1 pseudogene is annotated in these 217 nt (G+C 61.8%); it reads left to right on the top strand.

What is annotated here, in order from left to right:
• Positions 1–127: 127 nt before the first annotated feature.
• Positions 128–217: pseudogene (locus AC2CJA_RS27610) on the top strand (thiol reductase thioredoxin); the annotation flags it as partial.

The following is a 217-nucleotide window of genomic DNA, read 5'->3' as shown; positions in this document are numbered from 1 at the left end:
TGGTCAATCTGGCGCAGACGCCACCAGGCAACAGCCCGACACAGCCACTACCGACGACGATCCGTCGACGAACCCGCTGGATAGATCACGAAACCGCACTGGAGTACTACCCCGAGAAATCAAGGAGATCGTTATGGCCACCGTGACCGCCACCGACGCCGACTTCGCGGACGTCGTCCTCAAGAGCGACAAGCCGGTCCTGGTCGACTTCTGGGCG

The organism is Streptomyces sp. ATLC9 (genome assembly GCF_057196705.1).
Note: the sequence above shows the minus strand (reverse complement) of the source record. Positions and strands in the feature narration are given on the sequence as shown.